At 39.1% G+C, this 23944-nt stretch carries 17 protein-coding genes and 1 pseudogene; 9 read left to right on the forward strand and 9 right to left on the reverse strand.

All coding sequences use genetic code 11. The annotated features are described in order from the left end of the window. Positions 1–664: 664 nt before the first annotated feature. Positions 665–1429: a transferase gene (locus tag LG003_RS05160; protein ID WP_112877841.1), complete on the forward strand. Its 765-nt coding sequence runs from the start codon at positions 665–667 to the stop codon at positions 1427–1429. A 107-nt stretch (positions 1430–1536) separates the two neighbouring features. Here the strand turns inward: LG003_RS05160 and fdhD are convergent, their stop codons facing one another. Continuing rightward, positions 1537–2367: a formate dehydrogenase accessory sulfurtransferase FdhD gene (gene fdhD, locus LG003_RS05165; protein ID WP_262980318.1), complete on the reverse strand. Its 831-nt coding sequence runs from the start codon at positions 2365–2367 to the stop codon at positions 1537–1539. A 181-nt stretch (positions 2368–2548) separates the two neighbouring features. Between fdhD and fdnG the strand changes: the two genes are divergently transcribed. From fdnG to fdoI, 3 genes are read left to right on the forward strand one after another with little or no spacing between them, the layout of a single operon-like run. After that, positions 2549–5596, forward strand: a complete 3048-nt coding sequence (gene fdnG, locus LG003_RS05170; RefSeq protein ID WP_146747896.1) for a formate dehydrogenase-N subunit alpha — start codon at positions 2549–2551, stop codon at positions 5594–5596. 10 nt (positions 5597–5606) lie between these two features. After that, on the forward strand, positions 5607–6536 hold the full coding sequence (fdxH, locus tag LG003_RS05175; protein ID WP_112877845.1) for a formate dehydrogenase subunit beta: 930 nt from the start codon (positions 5607–5609) through the stop codon (positions 6534–6536). After that, on the forward strand, positions 6533–7174 hold the full coding sequence (gene fdoI / locus LG003_RS05180) for a formate dehydrogenase cytochrome b556 subunit (protein WP_112877846.1): 642 nt from the start codon (positions 6533–6535) through the stop codon (positions 7172–7174). The genes fdxH and fdoI overlap by 4 nt, the downstream gene beginning before the upstream one ends. A gap of 281 nt (positions 7175–7455) precedes the next feature. Here the strand turns inward: fdoI and LG003_RS05185 are convergent, their stop codons facing one another. From LG003_RS05185 to LG003_RS05205, 5 genes are all read right to left on the reverse strand, one after another. After that, a complete protein-coding gene (locus tag LG003_RS05185) occupies positions 7456–8412 on the reverse strand; it encodes a methyltransferase (protein ID WP_112877847.1) in 957 nt (318 codons plus the stop codon). Positions 8413–9024: 612 nt separating this feature from the next. Continuing rightward, the gene (locus LG003_RS05190; RefSeq protein ID WP_262980319.1) at positions 9025–9978 is read right to left on the reverse strand and encodes a methyltransferase; all 954 of its coding nucleotides are present in this window, start codon (positions 9976–9978) and stop codon (positions 9025–9027) included. Positions 9979–10594: 616 nt separating this feature from the next. Further along, positions 10595–11548 carry a methyltransferase gene (locus LG003_RS05195; protein ID WP_112877849.1) on the reverse strand — a complete coding sequence of 318 codons (954 nt, stop codon included), beginning with the start codon at positions 11546–11548 and terminating at the stop codon, positions 10595–10597. Positions 11549–12124: 576 nt separating this feature from the next. After that, positions 12125–13078, reverse strand: a complete 954-nt coding sequence (locus LG003_RS05200; protein ID WP_262980320.1) for a methyltransferase — start codon at positions 13076–13078, stop codon at positions 12125–12127. 618 nt (positions 13079–13696) lie between these two features. After that, on the reverse strand, positions 13697–14650 hold the full coding sequence (locus LG003_RS05205) for a methyltransferase (protein ID WP_112879265.1): 954 nt from the start codon (positions 14648–14650) through the stop codon (positions 13697–13699). Between the two features lie 644 nt (positions 14651–15294). Between LG003_RS05205 and fdhE the strand changes: the two genes are divergently transcribed. The 4 genes from fdhE (at position 15295) to LG003_RS05225 (ending at position 21425) form a co-directional block, all read left to right on the forward strand. Continuing rightward, positions 15295–16224 carry a formate dehydrogenase accessory protein FdhE gene (gene fdhE, locus LG003_RS05210; RefSeq protein ID WP_262980321.1) on the forward strand — a complete coding sequence of 310 codons (930 nt, stop codon included), beginning with the start codon at positions 15295–15297 and terminating at the stop codon, positions 16222–16224. 21 nt (positions 16225–16245) lie between these two features. Then, positions 16246–17637 carry an L-seryl-tRNA(Sec) selenium transferase gene (gene selA, locus LG003_RS05215; RefSeq protein ID WP_262980322.1) on the forward strand — a complete coding sequence of 464 codons (1392 nt, stop codon included), beginning with the start codon at positions 16246–16248 and terminating at the stop codon, positions 17635–17637. A gap of 33 nt (positions 17638–17670) precedes the next feature. Beyond that, positions 17671–19530, forward strand: coding sequence for a selenocysteine-specific translation elongation factor (gene selB, locus LG003_RS05220; RefSeq protein WP_262980323.1), 1860 nt, complete (start codon positions 17671–17673; stop codon positions 19528–19530). 245 nt (positions 19531–19775) lie between these two features. Next, the gene (locus tag LG003_RS05225) at positions 19776–21425 is read left to right on the forward strand and encodes an LTA synthase family protein (RefSeq protein WP_262980324.1); all 1650 of its coding nucleotides are present in this window, start codon (positions 19776–19778) and stop codon (positions 21423–21425) included. Between the two features lie 71 nt (positions 21426–21496). On the opposite strand, the gene LG003_RS05230 is transcribed toward LG003_RS05225, so the two are convergent. From LG003_RS05230 to LG003_RS05240, 3 genes and pseudogenes are all read right to left on the reverse strand, one after another. Next, complete coding sequence (locus LG003_RS05230; protein ID WP_262980325.1) at positions 21497–22816, reverse strand: type II toxin-antitoxin system HipA family toxin; 1320 nt, start codon at positions 22814–22816, stop codon at positions 21497–21499. Next, complete coding sequence (locus LG003_RS05235; RefSeq protein ID WP_112879271.1) at positions 22816–23097, reverse strand: helix-turn-helix domain-containing protein; 282 nt, start codon at positions 23095–23097, stop codon at positions 22816–22818. The genes LG003_RS05230 and LG003_RS05235 overlap by 1 nt, the downstream gene beginning before the upstream one ends. A 93-nt stretch (positions 23098–23190) precedes the next feature. Continuing rightward, positions 23191–23544, reverse strand: a pseudogene (locus tag LG003_RS05240) (hypothetical protein); the annotation flags it as partial. Between the two features lie 35 nt (positions 23545–23579). Here LG003_RS05240 and LG003_RS05245 point away from each other — a divergent pair. Next, on the forward strand, positions 23580–23744 hold the full coding sequence (locus LG003_RS05245) for a replication initiation protein (RefSeq protein ID WP_240000863.1): 165 nt from the start codon (positions 23580–23582) through the stop codon (positions 23742–23744). The last annotated feature ends 200 nt before the right edge of the window (positions 23745–23944 follow it).

Consider the following 23944-nt stretch of genomic DNA (forward strand, 5'->3'; position numbering starts at 1 on the left):
TAACCATTATTATCAAGATATATGAAAATTCATGGAAAAAATTGATTAATTCATAAAATTTACCTCATGATGAGAGCCAAAATGAATGAAAAAGTAAAGCGTCCCAATAATTATAAGAAGTTATTTAATCGATGAAAGTATTAGCACTTTTCCGGCCGGCCGTATTTAAATACGAAATGCGTTCAAAAGTAACATTTTTATCTGATTACTGCCCAAACACACTTTTATGATCAACAACGGCAAATAAAATAGCTCTATACCCAATGGATTTCAAGATGCATCGCGACGGCAAGGGAGTGAATCCCCGGGAGCATAGCAAACTATGTGACCGGGGTGAGCGAGTGCAGCCAACAAAGAGGCAACTTGAAAGATAACGGGTATATTGGGATAAACAATGAATCGACCTTATTGTATTTTCATTGTTGTTCTATCGGTATAAGATAGATTTTTATAATCTCTATATTCTTGATACACAAATCAAACACATCATGACAAATAGAAACCTAACTAGTTGAACATAAATATAAATTTTATTTAGTTGGTTATTAGTCATTATTATTTATCTATTTATAATAATAAGTTTTATTGTTGTTCTATATAACTAGATTATTAATTAACAAATTATTTATCAACCCTACAAATTACTTTTATAGGAAATTCTATTTTGAAAACAGACATTATTATTCAATCTGCAAAACAACGACCTGATTTAAAGAGTGCTTCTGATGAAATTTTCCATAAAAACTGGCCTTTATTCATGCAGCATTCTTCAATAGAGGAGCAATGGGATGAATTATTTGAGCCAGATTTCAGCCGTTTTCAGCAATTTGCTATTTTGCAACAAGGGGAAAAGCAGCGATTAATTGGTGTTGCTAATTCAGTGCCTTTCCCTTGGGAAGCCGATTCATTAGAACAACTGCCAGATAATGGTTGGGATGAAGTTTTTCGCAGGGGTATGATTGCTCGAGGAAAAGCAGTAACAAAAATGTTGTCAGCACTGTCGGTAACGATATCTCCTGAATTTCGCGGCAAGAATTTACCGGCATTACTTATTGGTAGCTTAAAGCTGGCGGCTATTGATGCGGGGCTGGAAGGGCTAGTTGTTCCTGTCAGGCCGACGTTGAAACAAAATTACCCATTGCAGGATTTTGTACAATACTGTGGATGGAAGAATGACAACAATGAACCTTTTGATCCTTGGATTCGGACACACTGGCGCCTGGGAGCAAAGATTATTCGACCGGCTATGCACTCAATGTATATAAATGCCACGCTCGATAAATGGCAAGAATGGACAGGAATGAAATTTCCGCAAAGTGGGCAGTATATTATTCCTGGAGGTTTAGTACCGCTAGAAGTGGATATACAACAACAAATGGGTTATTACATTGAACCCAACCTATGGATGTTTCACAACTTGCATGCGTGATTTAGTATTATTGAGGCAATCGCTGTTGATTTAAGATGAAAATAAACTTTTCATCTTAATCACAGGGGGAATATGGGAACTCTTGATACTACATATTTCTGGCTCATTTAACTTATTAATCTCTCAGCATGGGTATAAATCGTCGCTTTTCCGGGTTTACAAAAACCAACCAAGGTTAAATGACATCGGTCAGCGATTTCTACCGCCAATGAAGTTGCTGCTGAAACAGCCAATAAAATCTCAACACCACAGATGGCTGACTTTTGTACCATCTCATAACTGGCACGGCTGGATACCAAAACAGCGCCTTGCTGCCAGCCTGTTTTTGCCTTCATGCCTAGCATCTTGTCCAGTGCAACGTGCCGACCTATATCCTCACATCCGCCCAATAATTTGCCTTCCGGATTGATCCAACTTGCTGCATGAGTGCAACCTGTCAATGCACCGATATCTTGGACACTAGTCAGTTGAGAGAGAGCATGATCAAGCTGGCTTAATGAAAAGGTTTGAGTGAAAGGCAACGGGGTGATCGGGCGAAAAATATCAGAAAGTTGTTCTGTTCCGCAGATGCCGCAACCTGTTCGTCCCGCCAGATTACGTCTGCGCTCTTTCAAACCCGCAAAACGGCGGCTAGAAAGTTCTATTTGCAACTCAATTCCACCGCTACAATGAGCGATAATATCAATACCACGAATCTCGTGTTGAGATTCAATGATGCCTTCGGAAAGTGAAAACCCAATAGCAAAATATTCGAGATCTTTGGGACTTGCCATCATCACAACATGCGAAATACCGTTATAAACTAAAGCAACAGGAACTTCTTCTGCAATCCAATCAGCTTTTAATATGTCAGGACAGTGTTTTTGTTGCACGTTCGTTCTTTTTGCGCCCTCAATCACACCAAATGGTAACAACTTCCCTGGTTTTACGTTATACATTAGATGAATTCCTAATAGTGTTACGGCACAATAATTGTACGGAAAAAAGAGTCTATACTATTTGTCAGGCAATAAATCTGATCCCGCTACGGAAAGTGGTTTTAATAAGAAAGAACACATTTGAAATTTTTCCCATGATGGAATGGGTATTGTTTAAAACAATGTGAGTGAGGAGATTTCCATGCAAGTCAGCAGAAGGCAGTTCTTTAAGATCTGCGCTGGCGGTATGGCAGGTACGACGGTAGCAGCATTGGGCTTTTCACCAACCGCAGCCCTTGCACAAACACGTAATTATAAATTGTTGCGTGCACGTGAAACCCGAAATACCTGTACATACTGTTCTGTCGGCTGTGGGCTGTTGATGTACAGCCTTGGCGATGGCGCAAAAAATGCGAAAGCAACTATTTTCCATATTGAAGGTGATCCTGATCACCCGGTAAACCGTGGTGCACTCTGTCCTAAAGGGGCTGGCTTGGTTGATTTTATTCATAGCGAAAGCCGCCTGAAATACCCAGAATATCGTGCAGCAGGTTCTGACAAATGGCAACGTATTACTTGGGATGAGGCATTTGATCGCATCGCTAAGTTAATGAAAGCAGACCGTGACGCCAATTTCATTAAAACCAATCAAGAGGGTGTGACAGTCAATCGTTGGCTGACGACCGGCATGCTGTGTGCATCTGCTTCCAGTAACGAAACAGGTTATCTGTCGCAAAAATTTAGTCGCGCTCTCGGCATGCTCGCCGTAGACAACCAAGCACGTGTCTGACACGGACCAACGGTAGCAAGTCTTGCTCCAACATTTGGTCGCGGTGCGATGACCAACCACTGGGTTGATATTAAGAACGCGAATCTGATCGTCGTTATGGGTGGTAACGCTGCCGAAGCGCATCCTGTGGGATTCCGTTGGGCAATGGAAGCCAAAATCCATAATAACGCTAAGTTAATTGTGATTGATCCGCGTTTTACCCGTACAGCATCTGTAGCGGATTTCTATACTCCAATCCGTTCTGGTACTGATATTGCTTTCTTGTCAGGTGTCATTTTATACCTACTGACCAACGATAAGATTAATCATGAATATGTTGAGGCGTATACCAACGCCAGTCTGATCGTGCGTGAAGATTACTCGTTCGATGATGGTCTGTTCAGTGGTTACGATGCAGAAAAACGTCAATACGACAAAACCAGTTGGAACTATGCACTGGATGAAAACGGCTTTGCTCAACGTGATATCTCACTTAAACATCCACGTTGTGTATGGAATTTATTAAAAGAGCATGTTAGTCGTTACACGCCCGATGTCGTCAGTAATATTTGCGGTACGCCAAAAGAGGATTTCCTGAAAGTCTGTGAATATATTGCAGAAACTTGTGTTAAGGATAAGACCGCTTCTTTCCTGTACGCACTGGGTTGGACTCAACACTCAGTGGGTGCACAGAACATCCGGACTATGGCAATAATCCAGCTACTGTTGGGCAATATGGGGATGGCAGGTGGCGGGGTTAATGCATTGCGTGGTCACTCGAATATTCAGGGATTAACTGATTTAGGGTTATTGTCGCAAAGCTTGCCGGGATATCTGACGCTCCCCTCAGAGAAGCAGGCTGATTTACAAACTTATCTCCAAGCAAATACGCCAAAACCAATGCGGCCGGGTCAAGTTAACTATTGGGGTAACTACCCAAAATTCTTTATCAGTCTGATGAAGAGTTTCTACGGAGATAATGCCCGTAAAGATAACGACTGGGGTTTTAACTGGCTGCCGAAGTGGGACAAAGGTTATGATGTTCTGCAATTTTTTGACATGATGTCGAAAGGTGAAGTGAATGGCTATATTTGTCAGGGCTTTAACCCGGTAGCTTCTTTCCCGAATAAAAATAAAGTCGTTGATGCACTGTCGAAACTGAAATTCCTGATCACTATCGATCCGCTTAATACTGAAACTTCAACTTTCTGGCAGAACCACGGTGAATTTAACGAAGTCGATTCATCCAAAATTCAGACCGAAGTTTTCCGCCTGCCGTGTTGCTGTTTTGCAGAGGAAAACGGTTCAATTGTTAACTCTGGTCGCTGGTTGCAGTGGCACTGGAAAGGGGCTGATGCGCCGGGAGAAGCCATCGGTGATGGCGAGATCCTTTCCGGAATCTTCAAACGTATGCGGGATATGTACCGCGCTGAAGGTGGTGCGTCACCAGAGCCGGTGCTGAACATGACTTGGGATTATTTCAACCCGCACAGCCCCACATCAGAAGAGGTGGCTCAAGAGAGTAATGGCCGGGCACTAGTTGATCTGATTGATATTGATGGCAACGTCATCGTGAAACAAGGTCAGCAATTAACCTCTTTTACGCAGCTACGTGATGATGGCACGACCGCCAGTGGTTGTTGGATCTTTACTGGAAGCTGGACGCCGGAAGGTAACCAAATGGCCCGTCGTGATAACGCTGATCCATCAGGATTGGGTAATACACTAGGTTGGGCATGGGCATGGCCGTTAAACCGTCGTATTTTGTACAATCGCGCATCGGCTGATCCGCAGGGTAAACCGTGGGACCCGAAACGTCAGTTACTGACGTGGGATGGTATTAAGTGGGGTGGTGTCGATACTGCTGACTACAGCGTGGCTGCGCCGGAAACGGATGTTGGTCCCTTTATCATGCAACCGGAAGGTATGGCGCGTCTGTTTGCTATTGATAAGATGGCTGAAGGACCATTCCCTGAACACTATGAACCTTTTGAAACACCATTGGGGACCAATCCGTTGCATCCGAATGTGGTATCCAACCCGGCTGCCCGAGTGTTCAAAAGCGACTTTGAAGCAATGGGTAAGGCAGATAAATTCCCTTATGTAGGAACGACTTACCGCTTGACAGAGCATTTCCACTATTGGACAAAACATGCATTGTTGAACTCGATTATCCAACCTGAACAGTTTGTGGAAATCGGTGAAAAACTGGCGGAAAAGAAAGGCATCAAACACGGTGATACCGTCAAGGTTAGCTCTAATCGTGGTTACATCAAAGCGAAAGCGGTTGTCACCAAACGTATTCGTACCCTGAATGTACACGGTCGTGAAGTAGATACTATCGGTATTCCGATTCATTGGGGCTTTGAAGGGGCTGCGAAGAAAGGCTTTATTGCCAATACGTTGACACCATTTGTTGGTGATGCGAACACACAAACGCCTGAGTTCAAAGCGTTCCTGGTTAATATAGAAAAGGTGTAAGGGAGAAATCATGTCATTGCAAACTCAAGACATCATTCGTCGATCTGCCACAAATTCTTTTACTCCTGCACCACGGGTGCGGGATGACCAAGAGGGCGTTGCAAAACTGATTGATGTGACAACCTGTATCGGTTGTAAAGCTTGTCAGGTGGCCTGTTCTGAGTGGAACGATATCCGTGACGAGATCGGTTATAACGTTGGTGTTTATGATAACCCGGCGGATTTAACCGCTAAATCATGGACCGTGATGCGCTTCTCAGAAGTTGAAGAGAACGGCAAACTGGAATGGCTGATTCGTAAAGATGGCTGTATGCACTGTGCTGATCCGGGTTGCTTGAAAGCTTGTCCAGCCGAAGGGGCGATTATCCAGTATGCAAATGGGATTGTTGATTTTCAGTCAGAACACTGTATCGGCTGTGGCTACTGTATCGCGGGTTGTCCGTTCAATGTGCCACGGATCAACAAAGAAGATAACCGGGTATATAAGTGCACTCTGTGTGTTGACCGCGTTAACGTTGGTCAAGAGCCTGCCTGCGTGAAAACCTGTCCGACCGGCGCAATCCATTTTGGCAGTAAAAAAGCCATGAAGGATTTGGCGGCTGAACGGGTGAGTGAGTTGAAAGGCCGCGGTTATGAGAATGCAGGTCTGTACGATCCTGATGGTGTTGGGGGTACCCATGTGATGTATGTACTGCACCATGCTAACAAGCCACAGCTATATCATGGCCTACCGGACAATCCCGCTATTAGCCCGACCGTCACCTTCTGGAAAGGTATCTGGAAACCGCTGGCCGCAGTGGGATTTGCTGCCACATTCGCTGCCAGCCTCTTCCATTATGTGGGAATTGGTCCGAACCGGGTAACGGAAGAAGACGAGGAAAATGCGCGTCGTGATACCGAGCTTTCACAGAAATCAGCCAATGGGAAGGAGCAGCGATGAAAGGCAGGAAAGATATTATTATCCGCCACTCACCGGTTGAGCGAGTAAACCACTGGGCGGTGGTGCTCTGTTTTCTATTTACCGCCATTAGTGGATTAGGATTCTTTTTCCCCTCTTTTAACTGGCTGATGAATATCTTCGGTACGCCGCAATTGTCACGGATTTTGCATCCATTTGTCGGTTCAGCGATGTTTATTTTATTTATCTTTATGTTTTTCAGGTATTTTAAACATAACTTTATCGACAAAGATGACATTATATGGCTAAAAAACATCCACAAGATTGTAAAAAATGAGGAAGCAGGTGATATTGGTCAGTATAACTTAGGTCAAAAAGGGATTTATTGGTCTATCAGTATTTTCCTGATATTACTCGCTGTCAGTGGTGTTATTATTTGGCGCCCCTATTTTGCTGATCTCTTCTCTATTCCGATAATTCGAATTGCGCTTCTAATTCATTCAATGTCAGCTATTGGTTTAATCTTGACGATTATGATTCACGCTTATGCGGCATTCTGGGTGAAAGGAACTCTTCGGGCAATGATTGAAGGTTGGGTAACCCGTGGATGGGCGAAGAAACATCACCCACGTTGGTATCGTGAAGTAATGAAACAGGAACAACAAGAAGAGAAACGTTAATGCGTTTCGAATATAATCATCAAAGCAGGATAATCATATCCTGCTTATTGTTGATTAAGTACGAATAATGCAAAAAATGATTAAATATTAGGTTTAATATTTTTATTTAATTTATTATTTTATCATCAATCTTTAAATTAAATTCACTTTCTATTTTAATCTATATATCTCTTTAATCTAAAAAAGCATCAAAAAAATTTGATGCTTTATTTTATATATCCACTCCTCAAAAACACAATATGATATAATCATCTTTGGGAATAATCTGTAGTTCCTACAATTTATTTTATCCGTAGTTTGATAAATGAATATGGTGAATATGATTGATCTATAACTTTAGTCTCTTGAACGATAAGTCCAGCTTGGTTAGCCAGATATTCGAATTCAGCAAAACTACGTTCTTTCCCTAAAAATAACATATCCATTAATATATCGAAAGATCTAGAAAATTCTGGCTCTTTCACCATATTTATCAATAATAGAGATGAATTTTTATCCATTGCTTTGCGGAAATTCTCCAAAATAAGTATTGAATCACTATCGGACCAATTATGGAGAATATTTTTTAAAATATACAAATCATAACCCGATGGAATTGAATCTAGAAAATTTCCATTGATAAAATCTATATTATCAGAAACTGGAAGTTCATTATATCTATCCAATACAGCGTAATGTTTTCCTTTTACCTTTTCACTTATTCTTGCTAAAAGCTTCCCTTCTCCCCCTCCAACATCTAATATTCTATTGTGCTGATTAAAATCATAAATACCAAGTAACTTCTCAACGATTAAATTTGAGAGTCTTGTCATTAAAGCATCAAAATTTGATTTGAGAAACTTGTTACCATCCAAATATTCAAAGAATGGCTTGCCATGTGCCATTTCAAATGCCGATTTGCCATCATCTTCAAATAGGGATTTTCCATACATTAACCAAGCGTTACTGTAATATGAGCAAATTTCAAGCTTTATCATGAATGACTCAAAACTTTCAGGATCGGCAAAAACATGACACTCATCAGAAAGCCTGAATTTATTATCGTTACTAACCAATACTCCCATTTCAACTAAGAAATCACATAATCGACTAAACCGAGCATAATTAACACCAGATTTACGGGAAAGCTCGCTTATATCGACATAAACTCCATCTTTAAAGTGAGTAGATAATCCGGTATCAACAAAAGCATGAATTGCAGCTGATCTTCTATTTGATGCAATCAGTTCAGTTAGCATTGAGCCATCCTTTATATCTGTATATTATGAAAAAATTAAGTATTTTATCCAAAATCCAAGAAATAGCATGATGATAGATTGGATATCGCAACAACCTATTTAAAACAAAATGTAATTATTAACTTTGTTACCTTTTCATGTAAAGATACAATTCACTTTGCTTCCGTATTGTTAAAAGCAAGCTACCAGATTATATTAAATTGGATAAAAAGAAATGACAAAGATCACAATTATCTCTTCTCAGAATTATTGATAATTAAATATAAAAAAATCACGTAGTATATATATTACTATTTACATTCATTTATAGAAGAAGTAATTATAAAACCTGAAAAACTATAAGGTATTTTTTAAACGTACTATTTCAGCAACAGGAAAAAAACGTCAATGAGTTCCTCTTCAAAGATCATCAATGAAAGGTAGTCATATCCTACCCATTGTTAATTAACAGCCTATCCCAATAGTCCTATTGGGATAGGCACTAAGTTTAATTCAATAATATAAGCTAGAAATATGGAATCAGATATTTTGATGCCATACTTGTTATACCTGTTTTCAGAGACACAATATCCATATAACTATTTTTTGTGAAGTTCCATAATTATCTGTAATTTATTTTACACCTAGCTCTATAATTGAATATTTTTCATTTATATCTTTGATATCTTTAACGACAAACCCTGCTTGGTGAGCCAAATCTTCTAATTCATTCAAATAACGCTCTTTTCCTAATAATAGTACATCCATTAATATATCCGTAGAGTCAATTATTTCTAATTTTAATTTTTTCACCGTGCCTATCAACAAAACAGTTGCATTATCATCCATAGCTTTTCGGCAATTCTCTAAAATTAGTATTGCGTTATTATCAGACCAATTATGGATAATATTCTTTAAAATATATAAATCATAACCAGATGGAATTGATTTAAAAAAATCTCCGTTTATAAATTCAATATCTTCTAAAACAGGAATTTCATTATATCTGTCCAATACAGCGTAATGTTTTCCTTTTATTTTTTCATTTATTCTTACCAAAAGCTTTCCTTCTCCTCCTCCAACATCTAATATTCTGTTATGTTGACTAAAATCATAAATATCAAGTATTTTCTCTATTATTTTGTCCGAGTTTTTTGACATAAAAGAATCAAAATTTGATCTGAACAATTCATGATTATCCAAATATTCAAAGAATGGTTTTCCATGCGCTATTTCAAATGCCGTTTCGTTATTATTCTCATATAAGGATTTTGAATACATTGACCAAGCGTTCCAGTATTCTGGGCTAACTTCGCACTTTATCATCAATGATTCCATACTTTCAGGATCGGCAAGTGCACTGCATTCCTCAGAAAGTGCAACTCCCTCATTGCGGCTAACCAATACCCCTATTTTGATTAAATATTCACATAACCGGCTAAAGCGAGAATGATCAAGACCATATTGACGGGAAAGTTCGCTGATATTTACGCAGGCTCCATCTTTAAAGTGAACAGACAAACCCATATCAACAAAAGCATAAATTGCGTTTGATTTTCTACATGATGTAATAAGATCGATTAGCATAGCGTTATCCTTTATACCCGTTATCTTTCAAGTTGCCTCTTTGTTGGCTGCACTCGCTCACCCCGGTCACATAGTTTGCTATGCTCCCAGGGATTCACTCCCTTGCCGTCGCGATGCATCTTGAAATCCATTGGGTATATCTAATAAAGAAATGAAGTGTTTTATATAAAACTCGGGAAATACCATGACGATTAACTAGGTATTTCAACAACATATTTTCACCAAATTGTGATTATTATTTTTGTTATCTTTTTCCTATGAGATAATAAATATTTTATTCCCCTTACTTTCCAATCAATTAACTTGCTTTAATTATCCATTTTTAGAAACAAATTATTATACTATACTAAATTTGATAAAAATAAATGATGAAGATCACAATTAAATATTTTCAGAATAATTTAAAATCAAATAAGGAAATATAATTTAATTTTGATATTTTAGCTATTAAACTACCCTTGTTATCAACATTTAAATCCAAATTCTATTTCAATATCTTATTGATATAGAATAAAAATATGGCATTAAATATTTTAATGCCATACTTGTTATAGAGTTATCAGACATACAATATCCATATCATTATATTTGGTGAAGCTCCACTATTATCTATAATTTATTTTACACCTAGTTGGATAATTGAATATGATTCGTCGATATCTTTAACATCTTGAATGACCAGCCCTGCTTGGTTAGCCAAATATTCGAATTCCGTTAAGTTACGCTCTTTCCCTAAAGATGATACATCCATTAATATATCAAAATATTTAATTATTTTAGACTGTGGTTTTTTCATTAAGGTTATTAATAAAATAGTTGCATTATTACCCATTGCCTTTCGGCAATTTTCTAAAATGAGTATTGCGTCATTATCAGGCCAATCATGAATAACATTCTTTAGAATATATAAATCGTAACCTGCTGGAATTGATTTAAAAAAATCTCCATCTATAAAATCTATATTGTCGTAATCAGGAAGTGCATTATATCTGTCCAATACAGCGTAATGTTTTTCTTTTACCTTTTCACTCATTCTTATCAGAAGATTCCCTTCTCCTCCTCCAACATCTAATATTTTATCGTGTTGACTAAAATCATAAATATAAAATAATTTTTCAATCATTTTATCTGAATCTTTTGACATTAAGGAATCAAATTTTGACTTGAGCAATTTATTACTATCCAAATGCTCAAAGAATGGTTTTCCATTCGCTATTTCAAATGCCGATTTACCATTATTTTCAAGTAAGGATTTTGGGTACATTAACCAAGCATTCCAAAGATCTGAGTTAAATTCCCACTTTGCAATTAATGATTCCATACTCTCAGGATCGGCGAGCACACTACATTCCTCAGAAAGTGCAACTCTATCATTGCTGCTAACCAATACCCCGATTTCAATTAAGAAATCACATAATCGATTAAGTCGAGAATAATCAATACCATATTGGCTGGCAAGTTCGTTGATATCCATATAAGTGCCATTTTTAAAGTGAACAGACAAACCTGTATCCACAAAAGTATAGATGGCAATTGATTTTCTATATGATGTAATAAGTTCGGCTAGCATTAGTTATCCTTTATATCTTTATCTTATATACCCGTTATCTTTCAAGTTGCCTCTTTGTTGGCTGCACTCGTTCACCCCAGTCACATAGTTAGCTATGCTCCCGGGGATTCACTCCCTTGCCGTCGCGATGCATCTTGAAATCCATAGGGTATAAAAAGATGAATTGTTTTATCTAAAATTCAGAAAATACCTGATGATTTATTAGGTATTCTGATAACCAGAATGAAATCATTAACTTTACTATCTTTTCTTGGTAATATGAAGATATCATTCTCCTTATTTTCCAATTGGTTAACTTACTTTGGTTATGTATTTTTAGGGTTGAAATTGTTAATTATCAGACGATATTAAACATGATAAAAAGAAATGATGAAGATTACAATTAACTCTTTTAAGGGGTTTTAAAAATCAAATAAAATGATTTAATATTGTTATTTATGCTATTTAAATTATTTTTATTTACACTTTAATATTCATATATTTTACTGATATAAAAAAGTATGTCATCAAATATTTACACGACATACTTATTATATATATTTTCAGAGAAACAATATCCATATAATTATATTTAAATTATTTTACCCCTAGCTGAATAATTGAAGATAATTCATCGATATCTTTAACATCTTTAATAACCAATCCTGCCTGGTTAACCAAATGCTCTAATTCCGTCAAATAACGCTCTTTTCCTGAAAATATTACATCCATTAACATATCTAAATATATCAACACCTTAGATTGTGGTTTCTTCGTATAACTTATCAATAAAACAGTTGAACCATTATCCATTGCCTTACGGCAATTTTCTAAAATTAATATTGCATTTTTATCAGACCAATCGTGAATAATATTCTTTAAAATATATAAATTATAACCAGATGGAATTGATTTTAAAAAATCCCCATCGATAAAATCTATATTTTCCAAAACAGGAATCTTATCATATCTATCTAATACAGCGTAATGTTTTCCTTTTATCTTTTCGCCCATTTTAACCAAAAGATTTCCTTCTCCTCCTCCAACATCTAATATTCTGTCGTACTGGCTAAAATCATAAATATCAAGTATCTTTTCAATGATTTTATCTGAGATTTTTGACATTGAAGAATCAAAATTTACTTTGAGTAATTTATTACTAGCTAAATATTCAAAGAATGATTTTCCATGCTCTATTTCAAATGCCGGCTTTCCATCATTTTCAAGTAAAGATCTTGAATACATTGACCAAGCGTTCCAGCAATCTGGACTCAGTTCCCATTTTACAATTAATGACTCCATACTTTCAGGATCGGCAAGTGCACTGCATTCATCAGAAAGGGTGACTTTATGACCGTGGTTAACCAATACCCCAATTTCAATTAAGAAATCACATAATCGATCAAGTCGCGAATAATCAATACCACATTGACGGGAAAGTTCGTCTATATCTACATAAGCTCCATTTCTGAAGTGAATAGATAAGCCGGTATCAACAAAAGCGTAGATTGCGGCTGATTTTCTATATGATGTAATAAGTTCGGCTAGCATTGAGTTATCCTTTATGTCTTTATCTTATAAATAGAGTAAGTGTTTTATCTAAAGTACATTAAATACCATAATGAATAATTGGATATTTCGATAACTAATATGTGATTATTAGCTTTGTTACCTTTTCATAGTGAGATAATAAAAATTCCACTCTCCTTATTTTCCCATTGTTCAACTTACTTTAATAACGCATTTTTAAACAGAATTGTTAACTATCAGACTATATTAAATTCGACAAAAATAAATGACAAAGATCACAATTAACTCTTCTCAGAAATTTCCAAGATAAAATAGAATCGTTTAATATAGTTATTAATCGTTTTTATTATCAGAGAGTAAGTTTGCTTTCTATTTTAATACTTATATACCCGTCATCTTTCAAATTGCCTCTTTGTTGGCTGCACTCGCTCATCCCGGTCACATAGTTTGCTATGCTCCCGGGGATTCGCTCCCTTGCCGTCTCGATGCATCTTGAAATCCATAGGGTATACATTTAATTATTAACATAAAATAAAATGTGGCATCAAATATTTTGATGCCACATTTTATATATATATTTCCCAACGATCAATTATAAATATAATCATCTTTTGGAAATGTTCCTAAATCCCTAATAATTTATTTTACCCCTAATTCTATAAGTGAAAATATTTCATCTAAATCTTTATAAGATCGAATAACAAGTCCTGCGTGGCTAGCTATATCTTCGAATTCAGACAAATAACGTTGTTTCGCTAAAAATAGCATATCCATTAATATATCCACAGATTTAACTACCAAGGATTGTGGTTTTTTCATTAAGGTTATTATCAGAAGGGTTGTGTTATTATCCATCGCTTCTCGGCAGTTCTTCAAAATGGATATAGCATCATTATCAGGCCAATTATGGAGAACATTTTTTAAAATATATAAATCATAACCTGTCGGAATTGGCTTAAAAAAATCTCCACTTATGAAATTTACACCTTCTGAAATAGGCATTTCATTATATCTGTCCAATACAGCGTAATCTTTTCCTTTGACCTGTTTACTGATTCTGATCAAAAGCTCTCCGTCTCCACCCCCCAGATCTAATATTCTGTTATGTTTATTAAAATCATAAATAACAAGCAATTCTTTAATTATTTTATTTGTGTATTTTGACATTAAAGCATCAAAATCTGATTTTAATCCCTTATTACTATCCAAATGCTCAAAGAATGATTTTCCATGCACCATTTCAAATGCCGATTTGCCATTGTTTTCCAGCAAGGATTTTGGATACATTAACCAAGAATCCCAATGTTCTGAATTGATTTCATATTTTACTGTTAAGAATTCTACGCTATTAGGATCAGCAAGTGCACTGCATTCCTCAGAAAGTGCAACCCCGTGGTTGCTGCTAACCAATACTCCTATTTCAATTAAGAAATCACATAGTCGATTAAGTCTTGAATAATCAATACCATATTGACTGGCAAGTTTGTTAATATCTACATAGTCTCCATTTTTAAAGTGAATAGATAAACCAGCATCAACAAAAGTATAGATTGCAGCGGTTTTTCTATATGACGTAATGAGATCGATTAGCATTGAATTACCCTTTCTGTATTTTTAAATGAGGTTATTATATATACCCTATAGATTTCAAGATGCATCGCGGCGGCAAGGGAGCGAATCCCCGGGAACATAGATAACTATGTGACCGGGGTGAGTGAGTGCAGCCAACAAAGAGGCAACTTGAAAGATGACGGGTATAGAACATAGTACCACTATAACTAACCATATATAGTTGAAACACTTTCAGCCAAAAATGTAATTATTAACTTTGCTATCTTTTCCTTATGAGATAATGAAAATTTGATTCATCTTTGACCATTGCTTACTCACTTTAATTATATTTTTTTAGCCGTAAGTAATTAACTATCAGACTATATAAAATATGATAGAAAGAAATGTTAAAAATCACAATTAACTCTTTTTAGGGGTTTTTAAGATTAAATTAAAAGATATGCCTTAACAATATTTTTATTTCAGCAAATTCACACTAAGAATGAATGATTATAAAAATATTGACAACCATTTCATGAATATATTGATTATTACCGACCACATAATTTCAAGTATTATCTCTGTAGCCCAGAAACCACTTTTGATCTATGCTGAACGCTAAAAACAAGCTTAAGATTATTATTAATCTGAAAGCCCCAAAGCAGATAGCAGGAAGATAGAACTTAATGAGTATTCACATCGTTCCTCAAGAACAACTGAGCAAAGATCGCACCAATGAAAAAACAGCAGATTATATCCCGCCATTGCTTTTTGCTAATCTGAAAAATCTTTATCAGCGTCGAGCAGAACGCCTGCAACAATTGGCAAAAGAGAGCCCATTCGTTGATTATCTTAACTTTTCAGCACAAGTTGCCCAAGCTCAGCAAAAAGCGTTGCATGATAATCCATTAAAAATGGAGATAGCAGATATCTTAGAAAAATCTGTCATTGAAGGTAAACCGCCTCTGGATTGCAAAACCTTCCAACGTACTGAACACTGGCAAAAATTACTTCACTCTCTGATAGCAGAATTACTGCCAGATGCGTCGGAACATGTTAATGCCGCTCTGGATAATCTAGAAAAAGCGCCAGAACAGGAGCTGGAACAGATGGCCGATGCTCTGCTGAAAAATGAATTCAGTAAAGTCAGCCCTGAAAAAGCACTTTTTATCTGGGCGGCACTTTCCCTCTATTGGGCACAAATGGCAAATCAAATCCCAGGAAAAGCGAGGGCAGAATATGGTGAACATCGTCAGTTTTGCCCAGTTTGCAACAGTATGCCGGTCTCTAGTGTCGTTCATATTGGCACAACCAACGGGTTGCGTTATCTGCATTGTAGTTTGTGTGAAAGTGAATGGCATGTGGTACGGGTAAAATGCAGTAACTGCGAACAGACACGCGATCTTAATTATTGGTCACTAGATAGTGAGCACGCCGCTGTGAAAGCGGAAAGTTGCGGCGATTGTGGTAGTTATTTGAAAATTCTCTATCAGGAGAAAGATCCGAAAGTTGAAGCTGTTGCTAATGATCTAGCTTCACTGATCCTCGATGCCAAAATGGAAGAGGAAGGCTTTGTCCGCAGTAGCATCAACCCGTTTTTGTTCCCAAATGAGTAATAGTGAGTTGACGGAATTGCCATGACACATAAACCATACCCGTTGTACAGCCTGCTCCCCGCCATTGATCGTCTATTGCATGAGCCACAGATAGCCCCATTCGTGGAACAATATGGACAGACGTTGGTCACTGCCACATTAAGAGGAATGCAGGAGCAGGCCAGAATCAATATCAAGCAGTATCAGGTACTGCCTGATTGGTGTGATAACTGGGCCTTGGCACTTGGTCAGCAACTGGAACAGAAACAAGTTTTGGCTTTAAAGCCGGTGTTTAATCTTAGTGGTACGGTGATTCATACCAATCTTGGCCGAGCATTAATGGCAGAATCAGCGATTGAAGCGGTAACACAAGTGATGCGTTCACCTGTAACGTTGGAATATTCCCTCAATAACGCCGGACGTGGACACCGTGACCATGCTTTGGCGGATTTACTGTGTGAATTAACCGGGGCGGAAGATGCCTGTATTGTTAATAACAATGCAGCGGCGGTGTTGTTATTGCTGGCAACCGTAGCATCCGGTAAGCAAGTTGTGGTTTCTCGTGGCGAATTAGTGGAAATTGGTGGCGCATTCCGTATTCCTGATGTAATGGTTCAGGCAGGATGCCGATTAGTTGAAGTCGGCACAACGAACCGCACTCATCTGAAAGATTATCGGCAAGCGATTAATGAAGAGACCGCTCTCCTTATGAAAGTGCATGCCAGTAACTACAATATTGAAGGTTTTACCGCGGAAGTGTCTGGCCGTGAATTGGCCACTCTGGGAATAACCTCACAAATTCCTACTGCAATTGATCTGGGTAGCGGTTCCATGATCAATATGGCGCAATATGGATTGCCAGCCGAACCTATGCCTCAAGATTACCTGAATCAGGGCATCGATCTGGTCACTTTCTCTGGTGATAAATTACTGGGGGGACCACAAGCTGGCATTATTCTAGGCAAGAAACACTGGATAGAAGCAATCCAGCGTCATCCTCTAAAACGCGCTTTGCGGGCAGATAAGATGACGCTGGCCGCTTTAGAAGCTACATTGCGGTTATATCAGCGCCCCGAACAGCTTTGCCAACAATTGCCAACGTTACGTTTGTTAACCCGTTCACAACAACAAATGCATGATATGGCACAACAGCTATTACCTCAGCTTCAAGCACATTACGGTGACCAATTTATTGTTCGTGATGAACCATGTTATTCACAGATTGGCAGTGGTTCGCTGCCGGTTGATCGTCTGCCAAGTTGGGCTTTGACTTTCGCTGCCGTTGATGGTCAGGGGAGCTCGTTAGAGCGGTTGGCCCGGTGCTGGCGTGGATTAGCGAAACCCGTTCTTGGTCGTATCTCTGGCGGACGTTTATGGCTGGATTTACGCTGTCTTGAAGATGAAAAAGCGCTATTGCAGGCACTATTGCTGTAATTTTCTGAAATACAATAATTTTCTAAAACTATTATGATTTTTGCCACCGCGGGCCATGTTGATCATGGTAAAACCACACTTATTCAAGCGATTACCGGCGTTAATACAGCTCATTTGCCGGAAGAGAAAAAGCGCGGGATGACCATCGATTTAGGTTATGCCTATTGGCCGCAACCGGATGGCTCTTCGGTTGGTTTTATCGATGTGCCCGGACATGAGAAATTCCTCGCTAATATGTTGGCAGGGATCGGAGGTATTGATCATGTTTTATTAGTGGTTGCCTGTGACGATGGGGTAATGGCTCAAACGAGAGAACATTTAGCTATTCTGCGTTTGATTGGCCGCCCGGCCATGACAGTTGCGCTCACTAAAGCAGATCGAGTGGAATCGCAACGAATAGTTGAAATCCGCCAACAAATTGAACATCAACTGGCAATGCAGGGTTGGAGCGAGTTCCCTCTGTTTGTAACGGCTGCGGCGGATGAAGAAAGTATTGTCCCTTTGAGGCAGCATCTGTTGCAGTTACATCAGCAAAATAAGCAGCATGAAAAATTACATCAGCGTTTTCGTCTGGCGATAGATCGCGCTTTCAGTGTAAAAGGAGCGGGTCTGGTAGTCACGGGAACGGCATTGGCCGGCCGGGTCAGAGTGGGAGATACCCTCTGGCTAACCGGCCGGGATCAGCAAGTCAGAGTACGTGGCTTGCATGCTCAGAATCAACAGACCGATACGGCTCAAGCCGGGCAACGTATTGCACTGAATATTACTGGTGATGTGAGTAAAGAACAGGTATCCCGTGGTGATTGGCTACTTTCCCACAAACCCTTTGAGCATGTAGAAAAGGTATTGGTGGAAGTAGAAACTGATGAACCTTTGCGAAACTGGCAACCAATTCATATTCATCATGCTGCCAGCCATATAACGGGGCGAATTTCATTACTAAATCAACTTTCTGATAAGCCTCTGCTGGCTGAATTGGCGCTTGATAGCCCATTGTGGTTGGTTGAGAATGACCGGCTGATATTGCGAGATATCAGTGCCAGAAAAACATTGGCTGGCGCGCGAGTGATAAATCTAAATTCCCCCCGTCGTGGTAAGCGCCAGCCAGAATTTTTGCATTGGCTCACGCGGCTTGCCAGAACATCAGATCATGCAGCTAATTTAGCGCTCCATTTGCCACGAGGCGCACTTTCTCTCAACCACTTTTCTTGGGCGCGTCAGTTAACGGAAGCAACTCTCCACCAGCTAATCGTTGATGAGGATGTGATTATTGCCGATGGTATGGTGTTATCACAGAACAATGCCAAGTTAGCAAAGCAGAAGTTACTACACGTTTTGGCTGAATATCACCAGCAACATGTCGATCAACTGGGTTTAGGCAGGGTACGTCTGAAACGGATGGCGCTGCCAACGCTGGATGAAGCGCTAGTTTACACTTTGATAGATGCATTGCTCAGTGATGGACAGCTAAAGCAATTACGAGGTTGGTTATATCTTCCTGAACACGGTTTGTCTTTTAGTGATGAACAGGCAAAATTGTGGCAACGAATAGCCCCCTATTTCACAGATGATCCGTGGTGGGTACGCGACCTGGCTGCGGATTTAAAAGAAGAAGAGGCAACAGTCCGCAATTTGTTGAAAAAATCCGCTCAATTGGGGCATATTATCGCGATTGTTCCTGATCGTTATTATTGTAGCCAACGAATTCAACAATTCGCGGAGCTAATTCGCCAATTTAATCAAGATTATGGTGCAATTACCGCTGCGGATTTTCGTGATCAACTCGGTATCGGTCGTAAATTGGCTATTCAAATATTGGAATTTTTTGATCGCAGTGGTTTTACTCGTCGTCAGGCTGAGTCGCATATTCTCAGAGATAATGGGCTATTCTGATGATTTTTTTATTTAAAATATATACCCTATGGATTTCAAGATGCATCGCGACGGCAAGGGAGCGAATCCCCGGGAGCATAGATAACTATGTGACTGGGGTGAGTGAGTGCAGCCAACAAAGAGGCAACTTGAAAGATAACGGGTATAGATGATTTCAGCAAAATCACCGTCTTGCTTCATCGATTTAACTGATCTGTGCTATTTTTGCCAACCGTTAGCTTTCTATTAACTGGATTGAATACGCTATGAAAAAGAAGATAACATCGGGCGTTTATCTGGGATTATTGTTTATTGCAACTTTAATTCTGGTTTTTGAAAAAAGTGAAGATATTTATCCGGCACTGATTGCTGTCGGTGTGTTTGGTGTGATATTTGGCTTGATGTTTTTTATATCAGCCAGGTTACTGTTTTCCGCTGCCTTTACCGGAACACTATTTATTATCTTTAAATTCCTCAATCAGATAAAAGTTCATTACTACAAAGAGCAGTTGATGTTCTCCGATCTGAACTTGATGTTTGATCCTGCCAATCAGGAAACATTACACCACTATTGGCTGGCCGGTTTAGGCGTTGTCGCAATGTTTATCTGGTTGATTTTTAACATGACGCTGAGCTGGAAAAAATCATCTCCCCTCCGTGGTTTCAAATGGCGTACTGTCGGCTTGGTTCTGGCGGCGTTCTGTACATGGGAAGTGAGCGCTACCGCTAATGCATTCAGAGAGCAGTGGGAATCTTCACTACCAAAAGGACGTGGTACCGTCACCAATATGGTGATGTCGGCTAAAGATGCCAAATATCATGCGCCTCAATTTGGACAATCATCCGATTATTTTCTGCAACAGGCTAAGAATGTCGTGCTACCTGTGTCGCAGTCAGTAATTAAACCTGACGTGGTGATGTTATTACAGGAATCCACCGTGACTCCGCATATCTATCAACTGCCTGATGATGCCCGCTTACCTAATCTTTATATGTTCCAGCGGGATTCTGGCGTCAGCGCACAAAGCCCAATGCGGGTGCAAACTTTCGGTGGTGGTACCTGGTTATCTGAATTTTCTGCTCTGACTGGCTTAAATACGGACGATTTTGGCTCACGTAAGAATGCGGTTTTTTATTTTATTGTTGATCATCTGAAATACAGCTTGTTCCGTGAAATGAAACAGAATGGCTATTACACGGTTGTTTTGACGCCATTTAATAAATCTTCTTATCATTCCGGTCATGCCTATCAGACTCTCGGCGTTGATCGCATTATTCAGCCACAGGAATTGGGATATCCCGCCAGTCCCGATAAAAATTTGTGGGCTATTTCTACGCAAGAGATGTTGGGTTATGTGAAAGACATTTTGGCACAGGAAACAGATAAGCCACTCTTTATTTTCTCACTGACCATGTATGAACATGGCCCATATGATGAAGATCACACTGATGATTACGGGCTTACCGGACATGTGAAAAATTCACAGGCAGTGGGTAAGTTCAGTCACTATATGGAGAAAATCAAAGCTTCTGATCCGGCAATTAAAGATTTCAGTGAGTTTGTTGCTAAACGGGAAAAGCCCACTATTTTCCTTTACTTTGGTGATCATCAACCCAATATCAGCCTAAATCAGTACAATGGCGTATTTTCAAATCCGGGTCATATCACCCAATTTACTATGCGGGATAACTTGCAACAGGGAGAATCTATTCAGACTGATGAACTGACGGATATTTCATTCCTTGGCAGCATGATTATGGAGAGAGCTAAACTGGATGCTTCACCTTTCTACCGAGCAAATATGACAATGCGTCATCTCTGCCGGGGAGCATTGGATGATTGTCAGGATAAAGCGCTGGTGGAAAGTTATAAACATTATATTTATCAGCAACTAGATGTTGCAGGTAAAAAATAAGTTATAAAATCATCATGTGAGTGGGTGCCATATTTATATGGCACTTGCTGTAGATAATGTTGATGAGAATGTTAATCCCACCCAATTTTCAGGCGCTTTGCTCTGGCTTGTAACCCTCCCAATATCGAGTTACTGATATGAACAGGGAAATCTATAGGCAACTGGCCTCTGACATTCATGACAACTGTATCAACCGTCTCAGCATATTCAGTAAGAATTCTTGCCATCGAATCCTTATCAAATCCAGCGGCATTGGCTGTTTGAAAAAAGTGTCTTGGGAATATCTGCTCTATATTGTACTTCCTACCTCTCGTCCCAGTTAGCCCCATCGCCAATTTGGCATCTCGGGGATGAAGCCCTCTGCCTCCGAATACAGGGTACATGGAAAGAATGTCATAAAAAGGCGTTAGCCGATAATGCCCTTCAGCCTCAATAAACAGTGAAAAGTTTTTTGCATGGCCGTCTGTGGCAGCCAACAGCCAAAACAATACCTGGATCTTCATAAATTCATAACGGTCAGTCTCGGCTTTAACCGAACCCAAGAGGTAGGACATGATCTCGGGAATCCCAGGACCACCATGACTCTCATACTTTTTCGCCGAAGGCACGCTCAAGGTTTGGCAGAAATCCTCCTGAGGCAGCCGCATTATCCAACTGTTGTCAGATGAATACTTGCGATCAAATCGTTCTACTGCTAATGCTTTTATTTCTCCCACTTTCATTATTAAGCAGTGAGGAACAGACAGTCCAAACATCCTTGCAATCAACATACACAGATATTCATTTTCCACACTTTCAGACATATCAATAGAGTGTGAATGACTCTCAATTTTACCGATGGGAAGTTTGATGATATGTGTTGTCGGAGTGGCATTTAATGGCAAGCACCAATTTCCATCAATATTTAAAAGCGCTGTCTTTTCCTGTGCGCCAGCGATGGATATACGAAAATCTTCCTCTTCTTCGATCATCCCCAATGGCGCACCAGCTTGGTAGCCAGTTAGCACTTTATCTAGTTCCATCTCAGATAAGGGCTTATATTCAATCCTCTTGATATCATTAGCGGATGTACCTTGCGGTACCAGTTGCAAAGCTCCTACACTATCTTGACCCACTTTAGCCAGCAGATCAAAAGGTTGCGTTGACTCAGCATTGTGCCTGGCGACGATTCTTCTTCTGACTTCCGGATTATCCGGCAGTAGATTATCGAAAAAGTTATATACCTCGTCACCCTGATAAGCTTGATGGCGCAGAGGCATAGACAGTGAAATGGGGCGACTACCCGATAACCTAAGCCAGGACTCATCATATTTGAAATGGTGGGAGCCAGTATTGGCTTTGGTAAATACTCCAACTCGATAACCGTTCATGTAGACATCCAGTGCTGCCATTACCACTCCTCTTTCCACACCGAGTCCGATGTTGTGCAATCATCTTCCACTAACGAATCTATCTTAGTAACGTTTCTTGGCTGGATATCGAGTTCCAAATTCAATGCTGACATAATCTTAAAGAAGGTCTCCAGCTTGGTAGAATCTGGGTGCTGCTCAAAGCTTGATACCGTATCCTGCCTAATACCTACTTTGCTTGCTACTTTACCCTGAGAAAGTTTTTGAGTAAGCCTGATATCTTTTAAATATGCGCTGAGTTGTTTCGAGTTAGTCACTTTCATATTTGAGGTCAACCAATTTGAACAGTTAACCTCATTGTTACACGCTATAACCGGTAAATCAATTTTTACACGCTATAGCCGGTAAATATAATTTTACCTGTTATAACCGGTAAAAAAATTCCACTTCTGCCTTTTACCCACTGACCTCCCAATACAAAAACTCGAAAAAATCCTTCCTGGCAGATCATCGGAAGTAAATTCACCCGAGATCTCACTCAATGCCTGCTGCGCCAGACGCAGCTCTTCTGCCAGCAATTCACCCGAACGGGCAACCACCAATTATTCATGGCCCTATTGTAAATGTTCCGCTGCGGTATTTAATGCTTGTAAATAACGACGACGAGCCAAGAAACCACCTTCGGTATTACTGCTAAAACCCATCGTTTCTTTCAGATGATCGCGCAATAAATCGATGCCTTCACCGCTACTGGCAGAAAGTCGAAATAGGGGACAGACTTGTTAGCTTTAGTGGCTTTAGAACCATGTTCGGAATTGAAGATAAATATTTACAATTTAGAGATTCGAATAAGTTTATTTTAAAACCAGCCATTAAAGAATTAAACCAAAAAAGTAACCTTATTGTATCTGTTAATACAGTTAAAGATGGTCGTAATGTTGTCTCGTTGTCTCTTTACATTTCAAATTAAAAGAAGACAGCCAAATAAAAAAGGTGATTTAAATCACCTTTTTTACATTCAAATTTAATACAAGTAACAAACAACATTTTAGATTTCTATTTCTTGATTTATATTACTATTGTAATTTTTACTTATATGTTAGGGTATATAATTAAATATTAGATTTATTAAACAGCCGGCACATCTGCTTACAGAATATGGGAAGATAG

The organism is Photorhabdus kleinii (assembly GCF_025384885.1).
GTDB lineage: Bacteria > Pseudomonadota > Gammaproteobacteria > Enterobacterales > Enterobacteriaceae > Photorhabdus > Photorhabdus kayaii.